Here is a 16,688-nt window from a genome sequence, read left to right as displayed (position 1 = left end):
AGCCTCAGATAGGGCGGCTACCGTATTTGTTGTCAGGCTTCTTGGGCGGATCGGCGACCACGTTGGCCTCCACTTCCTGCACCTTGCCGCCACGCGCCAGGAATTCTTCCATGGCACGTGCCAGAGCATCACGCTCCTTGTTCTTGGCTTCCACGCTAGGCAGTTCATCGACCGAGACTGCAGCCTTTGCCTTGCCTTTCGCGGCAGGTGCCGGAACGTCATCGTCTACTTCGACCGGGTCGTCTCCGGGAGCAGCTGCAAGCTCCTCACCGTCTTCTTCGCCTTCCAGGTCGTCTACCAGGTCGTCGTTAGTATCGTCGTCGTCGCTCATGTTCTACCTCATGACTTGCGAAAGCTGATTAGTTATAGCCCAACCGCCCAAAATTGCTAAGGCAACCGGAAAAATTCAACAACCGCTGATCTCAGCGGTTATGTCCACTCACCCTGAAGGGTGGCCAGGACGTTACGAGACCCACCAGCGTCTCGATGTTCGCCCAGGTAAATACCTTGCCAGGTGCCCAGCGCCAGTCGCCCTGCCGTAACCGGCAACAGCAACTGGCAGCCCAGCAGACTGGCCTTGAAATGCGCTGGCAAGTCATCAGGGCCTTCGTCGTCATGTTCGTAGCCATCCACGCCCTGGGGCACCAGACGGTTGAAAAAACGCTCAAAGTCGCGACGTACCGCCGGATCGGCATTTTCGTTGATGGTCAACGAAGCCGAGGTATGTTGCAGCCATACATGCAGTAGCCCGACACGACAACCGCGCAACGGGGGTAACCCCGCGACTATCTCGTCAGTCACCAGATGGAACCCGCGTGGCCTGGCCCGCAAGGCAATCCTGGATTGATGCCACATACCGTTCTCCGCACCTTCGGCGCGCATTCTAACTCGACTGAGAAAAAAGCAAAGCGCGCAATAAACCGGCTTCCCTGCAAGTTGACGAAGACTGTCGCCACCTCGTTACCTGCGCTGCGTCACGGTGCCGAAATCATTGACACGGGCAAGATCAATGACAGCAAAAAACGGCGGTATATCCACAAACGTCAGACAAAAAAATGCCCGGAGACCGGGCATTCTTTTTTGCGTAGGCCGAAGCTTACAAGTTGTAGCCGCGCTCGTTGTGTTGAGCGAGGTCCAGACCGACAGACTCTTCCTCGTCGGTGACACGCAGGCCCATGACCGCATCCAGCACCTTGAGGATGATGAAGGTCACGATTGCGGTGTAGACCACGGTGAACGCGACGCCCTTGAACTGAATCCAGACCTGAGCACCGATGTCAGTTACGGTGCCGAAGCCGCCCAGTGCAGGTGCTGCGAACACACCGGTCAGGATCGCGCCGACGATACCGCCGATGCCGTGAACGCCGAACGCATCCAGGGAGTCATCGTAGCCCAGCTTGCGCTTGAGGCTGGTCGCGCAGAAGAAGCAGATCACGCCTGCTGCCAGACCGATGATCAGCGCGCCCATCGGGCCGACGGTACCGGCCGCAGGGGTAACGGCAACCAGGCCGGCAACCACACCCGAAGCGATACCCAGAGCACTTGGCTTACCGTGGGTCAGCCACTCTGCGAACATCCAGCCCAGTGCGGCGGCCGCGGTAGCGATTTGAGTGACCAGCATGGCCATACCGGCAGTGCCGTTGGCCGCAGCGGCGGAGCCGGCGTTGAAACCGAACCAGCCGACCCAGAGCATCGCTGCGCCGATCAGGGTATAACCCAGGTTGTGCGGCGCCATCGGCGTGGTCGGGAAGCCTTTGCGCTTGCCCAGTACCAGGCACGCTACCAGACCGGCTACACCGGCGTTGATATGTACGACGGTACCGCCAGCGAAGTCCAGGACGCCCCAGTCCCACAGCAAGCCACCGACGCCGCCCCAGACCATGTGGGCAATTGGCGCGTAGACCAGAGTGAACCAGATACCCATGAACACCAGCATCGCGGAGAACTTCATGCGTTCTGCGAAAGCGCCGACAATCAGGGCAGGGGTGATGATCGCGAAGGTCATCTGAAAGGTGACGAACACCGCTTCAGGGAACAATGCAGCAGGACCGGTAATGCTTGCCGGCGTGATGCCTGCCAGGAACGCTTTACCCATACCGCCAAAGAAGGAATTGAAGTTGACGACGCCTGCTTCCATGCCGGTTGTGTCAAACGCGATGCTGTAGCCGTAAACGACCCACAGGATGCTGATCAGACCGGTGATGGCGAAACACTGCATCATCACCGACAGAATGTTCTTGGAGCGAACCATGCCGCCGTAGAACAGCGCGAGACCGGGGATGGTCATGAACAGGACCAGCGCGGTCGAGGTCAGCATCCATGCAGTGTCGCCAGAGTTCAGCACCGGCTCGGCCACTGGGTCAGCCGCCAGGGCAAGACCAGGTAATGCGAGGGACAACAGGGCACCGAGCCCTGCGAATTGACGCAGAGTCATATTGTTTTCTCCTGGGGCGTTGGGTTTGGCGGCTTAAATAGCGTCTGTATCGGTCTCGCCGGTACGGATGCGAATGGCCTGTTCCAGATTGACCACGAAAATCTTGCCGTCACCGATCTTGCCAGTGTTGGCGGCCTTGGTTATGGCTTCGATGACACGATCCAGATCCTTGTCATCGATGGCGACATCGATCTTCACTTTAGGAAGGAAGTCGACGACGTATTCAGCACCGCGATAAAGCTCAGTGTGACCCTTCTGACGCCCGAAGCCTTTGACTTCAGTGACGGTGATGCCCTGCACGCCGATTTCAGACAACGACTCGCGCACGTCATCCAGTTTGAACGGCTTAATGATGGCAGTGACTAGCTTCATGAAAACTTTCTCCCGAATTTGGTGGACTTGCCCCAGGAAAACAAACCCGACTCAAGTCTAAGCGCAGTGTCTGGCTTTGTAACGTGTCGGCCGCCTGATCAGGCCAGACCAACTCCAGAAAACCGCTTCTGACGAAACACTTCCCCGCTCCGCCTGCCGCACTGCATTCGTCACAGCGACTGCATCAGTGCATGGGTCATAAGCCACTAAGCAGAAAGCTTGCCATCTCGCGAATATTCATTGAATACAGGCCCTTGGGCTGGTTTTGCACAACCTGGCAGGGCCCATCATGGAGCCAATGCACAGCAATGGTGCTCATGTGCCCGTCACTGCGCTCCATAAGCGTGCATTGCGCACCTGGGATTGACTATAGACACTGCGTGTTACACTGCCGGCCTCTGATTCAGGAAAATAACCATGCTCGCGCCCAAAGCCTTTCTTGACGCTCTCAGCGGTCACGCCTCTCGCCTGTTCAATGGCGAAACGCCTGTACCGCGCAGCGAATTCGAAACCCAGTTCAAGGCCCTGCTGCAAAGCGGCTTCAGCAAACTGGATCTGGTCAGCCGTGAAGAGTTCGACAGCCAGATGGCCGTCCTCGCCCGCACCCGCGCGCGCCTGGAAGCGCTGGAGGCCAAGATGGCCGAGCTGGAAGAAAAGGCCTCCGGGACCGAAAAAGCCGAATAAGGCGTTTCCTTGTTTTGCTCTTAATGAGCAGCGCTGAGCACCATCATGCACAGCGGGCCAGACACCTGACCTGCTCGCGAATCCGGGCGCCCTTTTCCATTTCTGTCTTGCGCAGGTCGTGAGTGAGTTGCAGGTTCAGCCAGAACTCGGCGCTCGTCTCAAGGCATGCAGCAAGACGTAGCGCCACATCAGCGCTCACGCCTCTGCGCTGGAGCACGATGTCGTTCACCGTCGGCGTCGATACGTTGAGGGCCCTGGCCAGAGCTGCAGCGGTCAGCCCCATCGGCTCAAGATATTCCTCTTTCAAAACCTCGCCTGGATGGACTGGGCGCATTCCGTTTTTGGTCATTGGGGGTACCTCAGTGATAATCGATAATTTCCACATCCTCGGGGCCGTTGGTGCCCCAGACGAAGCAAATCCTGAATTGAGCGTTTATATGGATGCTGTATTGGCCAGAACGACTTCCATCGAGCGCCTCCAGTCGGTTACCAGGCTGAGAACGCAGATCCAGCGTCGAGGTAGCAGCATCAAGCATTGCAAGCTTGCGCTCGGCAACAGACTTGATTGACGGCCATAACCGCGTATTACCATGAAAAAATAGCGATCTCGTGTGCATACATTTAAAGCTCACAATCATGATTAAAGCTTAACGTTATTCGTTAACGCAATACTTTATTTGCCGTTACGACGACCCGCAATGCGGCCTTTCGGCAAGTCATGTGGGACTTTTCCTTCATTTGGATAATTTGTGATGTGATGGCCAGAAATGGCTGAGGGCTTTATCGGCTGCGCGATTCGTAAGCGCCTTCAGGCTGAAGGCGGTGCCAGCTCGATGGTCCGGCAATAATCCATGAACAGGCGCGTCGCGCGGGTCGGCTGGTTGTTGCGCAGATAGGCCATGACCAGGGTGGAGGCGGGCATGTCGTCTTCGATATCGAGCTGTGCCAGCAGCTCACCGTCGTAGGTCATGTTGGTTCTGGGACGCGTGACCAGCACCGAAAACCCCAGGCCCTGACCGACCATGCAGCGCACCATTTCGATTGATGGCGAGCTGTACGCGACCACCGGCGTATAGCCCTTTTCCGTGAAGATATCGATGAAGTAGGTCCTGCTGGGCACGGCGTCGAGCAGGATCATTGGCTCGCGGCTCAGTTCCAGCAAGGTCACGGTTTTTTTCGTCGCCAGAGGGTGGGCTGCCGGCAGTAGCGCATACGGCTTGTGCGGTGCATTCAGTTCCTCTTTGTTGATCGTGGTTCCCAGTTCCAGGTCGTACAGAAACGCCAGATCGAAGCGCCCACGGTGCAGCCCGTGCATCAGTTCATGTTGCTCGCCGTCGTAGAGCTGAATAGTGACGTCCGGGTATAAACGCTTGAAACCGGCCACCAGTCGGGGCATGTAAAGCGGCGCGGCCGATTCAAAACAGCCAATGGCGATAGTGCCGGAGACGTGTTTGTTTTCGGCCCGGGAGTTTTGTTCAAGCTCTTCGGAAAGTCGCAGCAACTCTTTGGCTTTTTCATACACTTTCCCGCCACCGGAAGTTAGGGAAACACCTTGAGCGTGGTGGCGCACAAACAGCGGCTGATTGAAAGCTTCTTCGAGGTTCTTGATAGCGACAGAAATAGACGGCTGCGAAATATGCAACTGCCGCGAGGCTTCGGCAATGCTGTCCATTTCGACGGCTGTCACGAAATACTTGAGCTGTTTCAATGTGAAGTGAGCCACGTGATACCTCGTGATGAGCCGACCCTTGACGGCTGCACTTGAATAGCTTTTACCTATGCATAGCGAGGAGCGTGCCAGCCGCTCGCGCCTTGCCGGAATCGCCGGGCCCTGATGATGTCCGCCGCTGGCCATGGTCATTCAGCTGCACCCAAAATAATAGACTTTTGCCAAACAAGCCCGCAAATGCGGGCGGCGCACCTATTGCGAGCGATTATAGCTGCCGCGTTATTCAATCGCCCTAAAAGTGTGCAGTCAGCTCGGCGTGACACTAAAGCATCACTCACTCTTTTTAACGCGCTGCTGCTCTGAAGATGAAGACAGGCGTATCTGCTTAGGATTTTCCTATGCTGCGGGCCAAAACTTACTATTTGGCTGCCGGACCTGGCATCAATCATGATGGCTTCAGAAGGGCAAACGGACAGCGTCCCGTTTCAACTTCAACAGGACGTCGCCCATCACTATTCAATTTGCCGAGCGAGCCGACAATGACGTTTGATTGGAAATACATGTTTGGCCTGTTCAGCGATACGGAGTTCTGGATGGCCACCTGGACGGTCATTCAACTCAGTGTATTGACCTGGGTCATCAGTATTGTTCTGGGTTTTATTCTTGCGCTGGCCAAACAATCCTCTTTGCCGCTGATCAACTTGCCGGCCAAAGCCTATATCTGGTTATTTCGCAGTTTGCCGTTACTGGTACTGCTGATCTTTGTCTACAACTTGCCGCAGGCAGTGCCCGCCACCTCGGCGGTGCTGGCCAACCCGTTCTGGGCCGGCCTGATTGCCATGGTGATGTGCGAAACGGCCTATGTCGCGGAAATTCATCGCGGCGGCCTGCTGTCCATCGCCAAGGGCCAGACCGAAGCAGCCCGGGCACTGGGCCTGCGCTTCGTGGGTACGCAATGGCGCATCGTGATTCCGCAGGCGCTGCGTGTGGCGCTGCCGTCGCTGACCAACGAATACATCTCCATCGTCAAACTCAGTTCGCTGGTTTCAGTGATCTCCCTGACCGAGATCCTGATGGTCGGTCAGCGCCTGTATTCGCAGAACTTTCTGGTGATGGAAACCATGGCGGCCGTGGCGTTCTACTACGTGCTGATCGTGACTGTATTCGACTTCCTGCTCAAACGCCTGGAACGTTATCTGGACGTCACGCAGCACAAGGTCACCCGCACACCGGATGCCGAACTGCTTGAGCTGGCCAGCCGCAAATCGTCAGTTGTCGCTCGTCCTGTGATCGACTTCGAAGGGCCTGCATTGCAAGCGACCCGATTGCACAAGGCGTACAACGACATCGAGGTGCTTGGTGCGGTCAGCCTGCAGATCAATTCCGGCGAGGTGGTGTCGGTGATCGGCCCCTCGGGGTCGGGCAAAACCACGCTGATCCGTCTGCTCAACGGCCTTGAGCAGATCGACAACGGCGACATCAAGATCAACGGCCAGCCGTTCATTCACCTTGTTCGCCAGGGCGCGCAAAAGCCGCGTTATGTGGAGAACGCCGCCTACCGCCTGAACATCGGCATGGTGTTTCAGAGCTTCAACCTGTTTCCGCACCTGACGGTGTTGAACAACCTGCTGCTGGCCCCGCGTTATCACCGCCTGGCGCCAGTACCCGAGCTCAAACAGCAGGCCTACGAGTTGCTGAACAAGGTGGGGATGCTGGAGCACGCCTGGAAATACCCGCATCAGTTGTCGGGTGGCCAACAGCAACGTGTCGCCATCGCTCGCGCCCTGATGATGCGCCCGCAAATCATGCTGTTCGACGAGCCCACCTCGGCGCTCGACCCGGAGAAGGTCAACGAGGTGTTGCAGGTCATTGAAACCCTGGCCCAGGAAGGCATCACGATGGTCATCGTGACCCATGAGATGAACTTCGCTTTCAAGGTCTCTGACCGCATCGTCTTTATGGAGAAGGGACGCGTGATCTGCGATGACAAACCCCAGGCGCTACGCGACGGCCAGCACCCCCGCGTTGAAGCCTTTCTTAAAGATGTCTCACTGGCCTGAGGCCTTGTTGAAGAGGAGAAGAACATGATCGAGCAATGGCAGATTGACCAGTTTCATGAGCAGGGTTTTCTGGTAGTGGAGGGCGTGCTGGCAGCCGATGAAGTGGCAGCGCTGCAACAGGACTTTGACCAGTGGGTAGACGACAGCCGCAGTCAGAATAAGGCCTGGGGGCAGACTCAGGACGGGCGTCCGCGCTTCGACATCGAAAGCGATCATCGGCCGGATCATCCGTCGCTGCGCCGTGTGGCTTCGCCTACGGAGATCTCGCCGGCCTACCGGCACGCGGCGTTCCAGTCACGCATGGCAGCCATCGCGGCGCAGCTGATCGGCGGCAACGGCACCCGTTTTCATCACAGTAAGATCAACTCCAAGCTGCCGCACACCGCGACTCAGGTGAAGTGGCATCAGGACTTTCTCTTCACACCGCACAGCAATGACGACCTGGTCACGGCGCTGCTGATGATCAGCGATGTAACCCCTGAAAACGGCCCGCTGAATGTCGCGCCGGGCAGCCATAAGCACGCGCTCTGGTCGCATTGGCAGAACGAGCGTTTCACCGGTGCCGTGGAAGACGCGGTGGTTGAACAGCATTGCCAGCAGCCGGTCGCCTGCTATGGCCCGTCGGGCTCGGTGTGCTTCATGCACACACGCCTGTTGCATGCTTCAAGCCCCAATGAAACCGAGTTTCCGCGCACGCTGTTCATCAGCGTCTACGCCGCCGAAGACGCATTGCCGTTCGGTGAGAACCCGCTGCCCAGCGAGCATGCCGGGTTGATGGTCGCAGGCCACGAGAGCGGTCTGGTACGCAGCACCGAGAACCACATACGCCTGCCGCAGAAACCCAAGGGTGCTTCATTTTTCGTGCAGCAAGCCGGAAAAGACGCCGCCGTTGCCTGATCTCCATGACTCCACGAGGAACACCTATGAAGCTGTCAGCCCTGATTGTTCGTCCCGTAGCCCTGGCTTTACTGGGCGCGGTGGTCGCCATGTCCTCGTCTGCCGCTTCGGCCTTCCAGCAGCCCGGCAAGATCATTGCCGGCTCGGACATGACGTTTTTCCCCTATGAGTACATGGACAAGAACCGCCCAGCCGGTTTCGACATCGAGTTTCTCGACGGCCTGGCAAAGGTCATGGGGCTCAAGGCCGAGAACATCGACACGCGCTTTCCCAACCTGATCGGCGGGCTGCAGGGCGGACGTTTCGACATCACCAACTCGTCGATGTACATCACCGCCGACCGCCTGAAAGTCATCGACATGATTCCTTACCTGAAAAGCGGTGAGGCGATTCTGTCGGTCAAGGGCAGCGCCTATCAGCCCAAGACTCCGGAAGATTTCTGTGGCCACAAGATCGGCTCCATGGCGGCCACGTCCTGGCTGCAACAACTGCAGAAACTCTCGACCGACTACTGCGTGAAGAACGGTCTGCAACCGATCGCCATCAGTGAATACGGCACCGACCCACAAACCACCCAGGCCATGCTGGCTCATGCTGTCGAAGCGCAGATCACTGACGCAGCCGTCGCGCGCGGCGTGGTCGAAAAGCTGGGTAGCCGGGTGGTGATTTCTTCCGAAACCCTGATCTATCCGGTGCTCAACGGCTTTGGCGTGAAGAAGGGCAACGACGAGGTCCGCAAGGCCCTGGAAGACGGTCTTGAGAAGTACAGCAAGACCCCGGAATACGCCGCGCTGCTGGAGAAATACAAGTTCCAGGCACCCACAGCCGATGACATCGCCGCCCTGATGCCCAAGCCCTGATAACCCAAGAGTGTGCCTGGCAGGTTCGTCAGGCACCTCCGACCGGAGAGCAATTAGCATGGCCCTTAATTTCGAAGAGCAGACGCGAGTCGACCTGGCCGCGACGTTTCGCATCATTGCCCATCTAGGGATGCATGAAGCGGTCGCCAACCACTTCAGCGCCGCCATTTCGGCGGATGGCAAACAGTTTCTGCTCAATCCCAAGTGGAAGCACTTCTCGCGCCTGCGCGCCAGCGACCTGTTGCTGCTCGACGCCGATGACGCCGACGCGGCGCATCGCCCCGATGTCGACGCGACGGCCTGGTCCATTCACGGGCAGGTACACCAGCGTCTGCCCGATGCGCGCGTGGTGCTGCACTTGCACCCGGTCTACACCACGGCCGTGGCGTGCCTGGCCAAGCCGCATATTCCGCCCATCGATCAGAACACCGCGCGCTACTTCAACCGCATCGCGGTGGACGAGCTTTACGGCGGCATGGCCGACACGACCGCCGAGGGCGCTCGACTGGCCGGTTTGCTGGAGGACAAGAGCCGTCTGTTGATGGGCAACCACGGTGTGATCGTGACTGCGCCGACCGTCGGCGAGGCCTTCGATGACATTTGGACCCTGGAGCGCGCCTGCCAGATTCTGGTGACGGCCTGGTCCACCGGCCAGCCGCTCAAGGTGCTGGCGGATGATGTCGCCGAGAAAACCGCCCGTGACTGGCAGAAAATTACGGACTTCTCTCGTCAGCACTTCGAGGAAATGAAACTGCTGATGATTCAGGCTGACCCCTCTTTGGTCGACTGATCGCCCCTGCTACTGACTGGATGCGCGTCTGCGGATGGCGTAGGGCTTTTTGCGCCCGCGCGTCGAGGTTTCATCCATTTTTCTTACGTCAACACGCCGTAAATCACCTGTCGAGGGATGCCGAGATGACAGAAAAAATCATAGAAATCGATACGCTCGTCGTAGGTGCAGGGCAGGCCGGAGTGGCCACCAGCGAACACCTGAGCCGTCTTGGCATCGAGCACCTGGTGCTTGAAAAACACCGCGTTGCCGAGGCATGGCGCAGTGGCCGCTGGGACTCGCTGGTGGCCAACGGTCCGGCCTGGCATGACCGGTTTCCCGGCCTTGAATTCGCCATGGATCAGGACGGGTTCGCGGGCAAGGAGCAGGTGGCCGAGTACTTCGAGCGCTATGCCCGCACATTCAACGCGCCGATCAAGACCGGCGTCGAGGTCAAGCGCGTTACCCGCAATACCGGGCGTGCAGGCTTTACCGTCGAAACCAGTGCCGGCACCTATGTGGTCAATCATCTGGTCTCGGCGACAGGGCCGTTCCAGAAGCCGGTCATCCCGCCGATAGCGCCCGTTAACGAGGCGCTTCATCAGATCCACTCGGCACACTATTTCAATCCGCAACAACTGCCCGAGGGCGGCGTGCTGGTCGTCGGCGCTGGCTCCTCGGGTGTGCAGATCGCCGAAGAGCTGCTGCTCTCGGGACGCCAGGTGTACTTGTCGGTCGGCCCTCACGACCGTCCGCCACGCGCCTATCGCGGCCGGGATTTCTGCTGGTGGATGGGTGTACTGGGGCTGTGGGACAGCGAAACCATGCAGCCCGGCAAGGAGCACGTGACCATTGCGGTCAGCGGTGCAAGGGGCGGCTACACGGTCGACTTCCGCCGGCTGGCTCAGGCCGGAATGAACCTCGTGGGCCTCACTGAAAGCTTCGTCGGCAACAAGGTGCACTTTCAGAACGATCTGGTGAGCAACCTCGACAGTGGCGACGCGAATTATCTGTCGTTGCTCGATGCCGCTGATGCCTACGCCGCACGCAACGGCCTGGACCTGCCGCTGGAGCCGTCGGCCCGTGAACGCGTGGCGGATGCGCCGAGCATCACCCATCCGCTCAGCGAGCTGGACCTGATCGAGTCAGGCGTCACGTCGATCATCTGGGCCACCGGCTATGCCCTGGATTACAGCTGGCTGCAGGTCGACGCCTTCGACAGCAAAGGCAAACCTCGTCACCAGCGTGGCGTGTCCTGCGAGCAAGGCCTGTACTTCGTCGGCCTGCCATGGCTGTCACGCCGCGGCTCCGCGTTTATCTGGGGCGTATGGCACGACGCCAAACACGTCGCCGATCAGATCGCCACGCAGCACAAATACCGTTCCTATGACGCAGGCAAATGTGCGACCCCCGTCGTGCCGTTGCGCAACGTCAACGGTTGATCATCGCGCTCATTGCCCACAGGAGTTACCCATGACTACGCCGACTCATACTCGTATCCGCATGTTCAACACCAAGGACACCTATCCCAATCAAAGCCTGAACAACGACCTGTGTCAGGCGGTGCGCGCGGGCAATACCGTGTACGTCAGGGGCCAGGTCGGCACCGATTTCGACGGCAATCTGGTCGGCCTGGGTGACCCGGCCGCCCAGGCGCAGCAGGCGATGAAAAACGTCAAGCAATTGCTCGAAGAGGCGGGCAGTGACCTGTCGCATATCGTCAAGACCACCACTTACATCATCGATCCGCGCTACCGCGAGCCGGTCTATCACGAAGTGGGCAAGTGGTTGAAAGGCGTGTTCCCGATTTCCACCGGGCTGGTGGTGTCGGCGCTGGGGCAGCCGCAATGGCTGATGGAAATCGACGTAATCGCTGTGATCCCTGAATAAGGACTGTTGCCCATGACTTTTTCCATTGCCGCCCGCTGTGCCAAAACCGGCCAACTGGGCATTGCCATCAGCTCGTCGAGCATTGCCGTAGGCGCGCGTTGCCCCTGGCTGCGTGCAGGTGTCGGCGCGGTGTCGTCGCAGAACATCACACTCCCGGCCCTGGGACCGCAGACGCTGGACCTGATGGAGCAGGGCATTTCTGCGTCTCAGGCGCTGGATCAGGTCATGAGCGCCAGCCCGTTCAGCGAGTATCGGCAAATCACGGCGATTGATCATCAGGGGCGAGTCGCGCATTTCAGCGGCAGTGAAACACTGGGCATCAACAACGCGGTCAGCGGTGATCAATGCGTGGTGGCCGGCAACATGCTGGCGAGCCCGGTAGTCATCGACGCAATGATTCAGTCCTTCGAGCAGGCAACCGGGCACCTGGCAGAGCGCTTGTTACAGGCGATGCAGGCCGGTCTGACCGCAGGCGGCGAAGCGGGGCCGGTCCATTCGGCGGCGCTGAAAGTCGTGGGCGAGCAGTCCTGGCCCATCGTCGATCTGCGCGTCGACTGGGCCGAGCACGACCCGCTAGGCGAGCTGAAAAGTCTTTGGCAGGCCTATCAGCCACAGATGCAGGATTACCTCGACCGCGCCCTGAACCCGGCTGGCGCACCAGGCTACGGCGTGCCCGGAGACGAGCGATGAGCTCCAGCCGCGAGCTGCTGGCGCGGCTGGTGGCCTTCGACACCACCAGTCGCGAATCGAATCTGGCCCTGATCGATTTCGTGGGTGATTACCTCGAACGCTTCGGGGTCTCTTGTGAGTTGATCTACAACGCGCAGAAAACCAAGGCCAATCTGTTCGCCACCATCGGCCCGGCTGACGTGCCAGGCATCGTGTTGTCCGGCCACACTGACGTGGTGCCGGTCGACGGCCAGCCGTGGACGTTCCCGCCGTTCGAGCTGAGCGAGGCGGATGGCAGACTCTACGGCCGTGGCACTGCGGACATGAAAGGCTACATTGCCTGCGTGCTGGCGCTGGTCCCGGCGCTGACCCGGGCATCGCTGCACATGCCGGTGCATATTGCGCTGTCCTACGACGAGGAAGTGGGTTGCCTGGGCGTACGCTCGTTACTGGCTTCGCTTCGGGCGCGGCCGGTGAAGCCGATGCTGTGTGTGATCGGCGAGCCGACGGAGTTGCAGCCGGTGCTGGGCCACAAGGGCAAAGTCGCGGTGCGCTGCGATGTACAGGGTGCCGCCTGCCACTCGGCCCACGCGCCCAGTGGCGTCAACGCCATTGAATATGCGGCGCAGTTGATCGGTGAACTGGGTCGCCTGGGCGAGGCGTTACGGGCAGCTGACGCCCTTGACGAGCGCTTTGATCCGCCGTTTTCGACCATCCAGACCGGTGTGATCAGCGGCGGCACGGCTTTGAACATCGTTCCGGAGCAGTGCCGTTTCGATTTCGAAGTGCGTGCGCTCCCCACCCTGGACCCACAGCAGATCGTCACTGCCATGCACGCCTACGCCGAGCAAAAATTGTTGCCGGCCATGCAGGCGGTCAGTGCCCGGAGCGAGATTCGCTTCACTGAACTGTCGAGCTATCCGGGGCTGGATATTCCCCTGCATAGCCAGGCGGCGAAATTGATTGCGGGATTCTGCGGCTCCCGGGCTTTCGGCACGGTGGCGTTCGGAACCGAAGGCGGGTTGTTCGATCAGTCAGGCATTCCGGCAGTGGTCTGCGGGCCGGGCAGCATGGAGCAGGGACACAAGCCGGACGAGTTCATCAGCGTCGCACAACTTGACGCCTGTGACGCGATGCTCAAACGTGTACTGGCGTTCGCGTCGCAGCCATGAATCCCCCCGGATTTCAGTGATACAGTTACGCGCCGAAATACGCTAACGTCTCGGCGCGCCAGTCATGGACTGGCCACTCCTCACGGCTATTCGAACGTTCTATGGATGGAAGCATGACTGACAAACGTCCCCTTACTCGCTGCTCCCTGGCCGCAACCCTGTGGTTGTGTGTCGGCACGTCGGTTTTCGCTCAGGACACAGCACTGCATTCCGGCAAATACGAGCAGTTGATGCTGGCCGTGACGCCCGAGCATCAGGTCGAGGGTTATTACGCGGAGACGCGCGGCGAGGCATTCAGCTGTGCGTTCTATCTGCAAGGCAAGGTCGAGGTCGGGAAGGGCGCAGCGGTGTCGTCCTGGCTTGATGATGTCTACCCGGGAACGCTAAAGGCCTCGGCCGATGGCGTGGTGCTGACGATCGAGCAAGGCCGGCATCACCCCGGCTGCATGAACGTGTTGGCGCCGGACATCGCCACCGGCCTGGATCTGACCCGGACCGCCAGCAAGCAATGGATCGGTCTGGTGACCGTCACGGCGGACAAGGCCTGGCTGCAGAAAACACCGAATGCCAAAGCCACCCGAGGCGCCTACATCGTCAAGGATGACGTTGTCGGGGTTTTGGCATTCAAGGAGGGCGCGGCTCAGGTCGAGTTCATCAATGCCGAAGATCGCTCGTTTACAGGCTGGATCAGTCAGGACCAATATGCGCGGTTGGCCGCGCCCGGACGCTGATGTCGGACGGGGAGGTCAGCCGAGCTGCCGCACTCGGCTGAGGTCTGTCGAGGGTGGGCAGCCAAATTGGCGGCTGTACTCCCTGCTGAATTGCGAAGGGCTTTCATAGCCGACGCGATAGCAGGCGCTGGAGGCGTCCAGGCCTTCATTGATGATCAGCCGCCGAGCCTCTTGCAGGCGCAGCTTTTTTTGATACTGCAACGGGCTCATGGCGGTCAGCGCCTTGAATCGGTGGTGCAGTGTCGAATTACCCAGGTTGGCCAGACGCGCCAGTGCGTCGATGCGCAGTGGCTCGGTGTAGTGACTGTTCAGCCAGTCGACCGCCCGCGTCACGCGATGCGTCTGCGAATCCCCGACCGCGATTTCGTAGAGTCGCCGCCCATTATTGCCGCGCAGCAGCCGGTAGTAGAGCTCCCGAAGTGCAAGGGGTGCGAGCATGCCGATGTCCCGAGGCGTGTCGAGCAGGCGCACCAGCCGCAACACCGTCTCAAGCAATGGCTGATCCATCTGCTCAAGAAACAGGCCCCGCTGAGGCTCGTCCGGAACGCCGTTCAATGGCGCTTCCGCAATGAGCTGGGCAATGTGCGCAGGCTCGAAATCCAGACGAATACATAGATAGGGCGCCTCGCCACTCGCTTCAAGCACACGCCCGGCGACCGGCACAGTCACCGCGACGACCAGATAGCTGAGCGGGTCGTACACATACTGCTCATCGCCCAACGCAACCTCCTTGCGACCTTGAACGATCACGCAAAGGGCTGGCCGATGCAGCGCATGAATCAGCTCGGACGGCGCATCGCAGCGGATAACGTGCAGCGGCGCAATGGCGGTTTCATAGGCACCGGGTGCCGCAAAACGCTGCGTCAGCAACTGGATGATTTCAGCCCGGCAAACATCGGTGCCCGGAGCGTTCGCAGCATTAGGTGTATCCATGAAGCACCCCGTCTCAAGTCAGTGTTGCTGTACGCCTTTCCGTTGCATCGAACGCCATCATAGCGGCCATTGTGCAGCGATTCAGCGTGCGGCAGACCCACAGACAGGAATAGGCAAGTGTCGCGCAGGTATCGGCATGCGCGCAGGGATGAGCGACTCGTAGCATGGCCATCGCAATCAGTTTGAGCCGCGTGCTGAAACTGAGCCAACGATGACTTCACGAGGAACGCCAGTCATGTCGAACATTCAAGGCAAGGTTGTACTGATCACAGGTGCCAGCAGCGGCATTGGCGAAGCTGCCGCCCGACTCATCGCCGCCAAGGGCGCACAGGTAGTACTGGGCGCTCGGCGCATCGAACGTCTGGAGACGCTGGCGGCAGACATCGAAGCGCAGGGCGGCTCGGCACGCTTCCGCGCGCTGGACGTGACCGATGCGCTCGACATGCAAGCCTTTGCCGACTTCGCCAAACATGCGTTCGGCAAGATCGACGTGATCATCAACAACGCCGGCGTCATGCCCCTGTCGCCCCTCGCCGCGCTGAAAATCGCAGAGTGGAACCAGATGCTCGACGTCAACGTACGCGGCGTACTGCACGGCATTGCCGCCGTGCTGCCGAGCATGCAAGCGCAAGGGCACGGCCAGGTCATCAACATCTCGTCCATCGGCGGCCTCGCCGTTTCCCCGACCGCCGCAGTGTACTGCGCCACCAAATTCGCTGTTCGCGCCATCTCCGATGGCCTTCGGCAGGAAACCGACAAGATCCGTGTCACCGTCATCTGCCCCGGCGTGGTCGAATCAGAACTGGCCGACTCGATTTCCGACCAGACCGCGCGTGACGCGATGAAAGCATTTCGAAAGGTTGCGTTGGAACCGGATGCGATCGCACGGGCGCTTGTTTATGCGATCGAGCAGCCGGATGGGGTGGATGTGAGCGAGATTGTGGTGCGGCCTACGGGAAGTGCTTATTGAGACAGGTAAACAGGACTACCACTTCCACGCTTTTTCGGTGAATTCGGCCGTTGGCGGGAGCGCGGATCGGAGAAACGCGAGGTATTTATTGAACAGCACCTCGTGCTGGAAGCGAGCCTCGAAGCCAAGCGTGACATCGGTGCGGTGGGTGATGATCATGAGGCGCTTTCGGTCGACGGTGACGAAGTTGTACTCGGTCCACGGCAGGCTTTGTTCGTGGTGGATGGGGTTTTTCCAGTTGAGCAGCTTGATCGCTGCGATAAAGGCCATGGCCACGGGGCCGATCAGGAACAGCAGTGATCCGGTGAGTATGGCTACGAACACGAACAGCATGATCACTGCGATGGCGATGCCTTTGAAAAGGGAGGAGGCAAAGTCGGGGTAGTGGAGGTAGTACTCTACTAGGGCGTGGGTGGTGGTGATGGTGTAGTTGTAGATGGTTTTTTGGCGGATGAGGAGGCCTATGAAATAGGCAAGATGGCCTGCAAGTGCAAGTATCATGCACGCCAGAAAGTAAGGGCTTTCTGAAAACACTATCCAGCCTCCCCAGATAAACAGTGAGCTTCCGGTTAGATGGA

20 protein-coding genes are annotated in these 16,688 nt (G+C 59.3%); 11 read left to right on the top strand and 9 right to left on the bottom strand.

Annotated features, from left to right (window positions below; genetic code table 11):
• Window positions 1-4 precede the first annotated feature (4 nt).
• The 4 genes from sutA to glnK all read right to left on the bottom strand — a co-directional run bounded on the left by sutA (window position 5) and on the right by glnK (window position 2,806).
• Complete coding sequence (gene sutA / locus BLR20_RS25540; RefSeq protein ID WP_003408329.1) at window positions 5-331, bottom strand: transcriptional regulator SutA; 327 nt, start codon at window positions 329-331, stop codon at window positions 5-7.
• A gap of 98 nt (window positions 332-429) precedes the next feature.
• On the bottom strand, window positions 430-855 hold the full coding sequence (locus tag BLR20_RS25535) for a secondary thiamine-phosphate synthase enzyme YjbQ (RefSeq protein ID WP_003344470.1): 426 nt from the start codon (window positions 853-855) through the stop codon (window positions 430-432).
• Window positions 856-1,096: 241 nt separating this feature from the next.
• Window positions 1,097-2,434 (bottom strand): ammonium transporter, encoded by a 1,338-nt coding sequence (locus BLR20_RS25525; RefSeq protein ID WP_003344468.1) that lies wholly within the window; start codon window positions 2,432-2,434, stop codon window positions 1,097-1,099.
• A gap of 33 nt (window positions 2,435-2,467) precedes the next feature.
• Window positions 2,468-2,806 carry a P-II family nitrogen regulator gene (gene glnK, locus BLR20_RS25520; protein ID WP_002555808.1) on the bottom strand — a complete coding sequence of 113 codons (339 nt, stop codon included), beginning with the start codon at window positions 2,804-2,806 and terminating at the stop codon, window positions 2,468-2,470.
• A 417-nt stretch (window positions 2,807-3,223) separates the two neighbouring features.
• Between glnK and BLR20_RS25510 the strand changes: the two genes are divergently transcribed.
• Complete coding sequence (locus BLR20_RS25510) at window positions 3,224-3,490, top strand: accessory factor UbiK family protein (protein ID WP_032614172.1); 267 nt, start codon at window positions 3,224-3,226, stop codon at window positions 3,488-3,490.
• Window positions 3,491-3,533: 43 nt separating this feature from the next.
• Here the strand turns inward: BLR20_RS25510 and BLR20_RS25505 are convergent, their stop codons facing one another.
• The 3 genes from BLR20_RS25505 to BLR20_RS25495 form a co-directional block, all read right to left on the bottom strand.
• Entirely contained in the window at window positions 3,534-3,839 is a 306-nt protein-coding gene (locus BLR20_RS25505) for a HigA family addiction module antitoxin (protein ID WP_010438608.1), read from the bottom strand.
• 10 nt (window positions 3,840-3,849) lie between these two features.
• Window positions 3,850-4,128, bottom strand: a complete 279-nt coding sequence (locus tag BLR20_RS25500) for a type II toxin-antitoxin system RelE/ParE family toxin (protein WP_074595090.1) — start codon at window positions 4,126-4,128, stop codon at window positions 3,850-3,852.
• 170 nt (window positions 4,129-4,298) lie between these two features.
• Entirely contained in the window at window positions 4,299-5,162 is an 864-nt protein-coding gene (locus BLR20_RS25495; protein WP_050549171.1) for a LysR family transcriptional regulator, read from the bottom strand.
• 536 nt (window positions 5,163-5,698) lie between these two features.
• Between BLR20_RS25495 and BLR20_RS25490 the strand changes: the two genes are divergently transcribed.
• From BLR20_RS25490 to BLR20_RS25445, 9 genes are all read left to right on the top strand, one after another.
• The gene (locus tag BLR20_RS25490) at window positions 5,699-7,219 is read left to right on the top strand and encodes an amino acid ABC transporter permease/ATP-binding protein (RefSeq protein ID WP_010438604.1); all 1,521 of its coding nucleotides are present in this window, start codon (window positions 5,699-5,701) and stop codon (window positions 7,217-7,219) included.
• 24 nt (window positions 7,220-7,243) lie between these two features.
• Window positions 7,244-8,116, top strand: coding sequence for a phytanoyl-CoA dioxygenase family protein (locus BLR20_RS25485; RefSeq protein ID WP_054994027.1), 873 nt, complete (start codon window positions 7,244-7,246; stop codon window positions 8,114-8,116).
• A gap of 26 nt (window positions 8,117-8,142) precedes the next feature.
• Window positions 8,143-8,976, top strand: coding sequence for a transporter substrate-binding domain-containing protein (locus BLR20_RS25480; RefSeq protein ID WP_010438600.1), 834 nt, complete (start codon window positions 8,143-8,145; stop codon window positions 8,974-8,976).
• Between the two features lie 58 nt (window positions 8,977-9,034).
• The gene (locus tag BLR20_RS25475; protein ID WP_010438598.1) at window positions 9,035-9,766 is read left to right on the top strand and encodes a class II aldolase and adducin N-terminal domain-containing protein; all 732 of its coding nucleotides are present in this window, start codon (window positions 9,035-9,037) and stop codon (window positions 9,764-9,766) included.
• A gap of 125 nt (window positions 9,767-9,891) precedes the next feature.
• Window positions 9,892-11,187, top strand: a complete 1,296-nt coding sequence (locus BLR20_RS25465) for a flavin-containing monooxygenase (protein WP_054994026.1) — start codon at window positions 9,892-9,894, stop codon at window positions 11,185-11,187.
• A 31-nt stretch (window positions 11,188-11,218) separates the two neighbouring features.
• Window positions 11,219-11,635 carry a RidA family protein gene (locus tag BLR20_RS25460; RefSeq protein ID WP_032614164.1) on the top strand — a complete coding sequence of 139 codons (417 nt, stop codon included), beginning with the start codon at window positions 11,219-11,221 and terminating at the stop codon, window positions 11,633-11,635.
• Between the two features lie 12 nt (window positions 11,636-11,647).
• Window positions 11,648-12,325, top strand: coding sequence for a DUF1028 domain-containing protein (locus BLR20_RS25455; RefSeq protein ID WP_032614163.1), 678 nt, complete (start codon window positions 11,648-11,650; stop codon window positions 12,323-12,325).
• Complete coding sequence (gene argE / locus BLR20_RS25450; protein ID WP_054994025.1) at window positions 12,322-13,476, top strand: acetylornithine deacetylase; 1,155 nt, start codon at window positions 12,322-12,324, stop codon at window positions 13,474-13,476. Before BLR20_RS25455 ends, argE begins: the two co-directional genes overlap by 4 nt.
• Before the next feature lie 113 nt (window positions 13,477-13,589).
• Complete coding sequence (locus BLR20_RS25445) at window positions 13,590-14,207, top strand: hypothetical protein (RefSeq protein WP_054994024.1); 618 nt, start codon at window positions 13,590-13,592, stop codon at window positions 14,205-14,207.
• A gap of 15 nt (window positions 14,208-14,222) precedes the next feature.
• Here BLR20_RS25445 and BLR20_RS25440 read toward each other — a convergent pair whose 3' ends face one another.
• Complete coding sequence (locus BLR20_RS25440) at window positions 14,223-15,140, bottom strand: AraC family transcriptional regulator (RefSeq protein WP_054994023.1); 918 nt, start codon at window positions 15,138-15,140, stop codon at window positions 14,223-14,225.
• 235 nt (window positions 15,141-15,375) lie between these two features.
• Here BLR20_RS25440 and BLR20_RS25435 point away from each other — a divergent pair, with 235 nt between their 5' ends.
• On the top strand, window positions 15,376-16,110 hold the full coding sequence (locus BLR20_RS25435; RefSeq protein ID WP_054994022.1) for an SDR family oxidoreductase: 735 nt from the start codon (window positions 15,376-15,378) through the stop codon (window positions 16,108-16,110).
• A 15-nt stretch (window positions 16,111-16,125) separates the two neighbouring features.
• Here BLR20_RS25435 and BLR20_RS25430 read toward each other — a convergent pair.
• Window positions 16,126-16,688: permease (locus BLR20_RS25430; RefSeq protein WP_244158752.1), on the bottom strand; the 563-nt coding region annotated here is incomplete at its 5' end.

Origin of the sequence: Pseudomonas congelans, from assembly GCF_900103225.1 — a bacterium.
Classification (GTDB): domain Bacteria; phylum Pseudomonadota; class Gammaproteobacteria; order Pseudomonadales; family Pseudomonadaceae; genus Aquipseudomonas; species Aquipseudomonas congelans.
The sequence above is the reverse complement of the archived record's forward strand: the minus strand, read 5'-3'. Positions and strand labels throughout refer to the sequence as shown.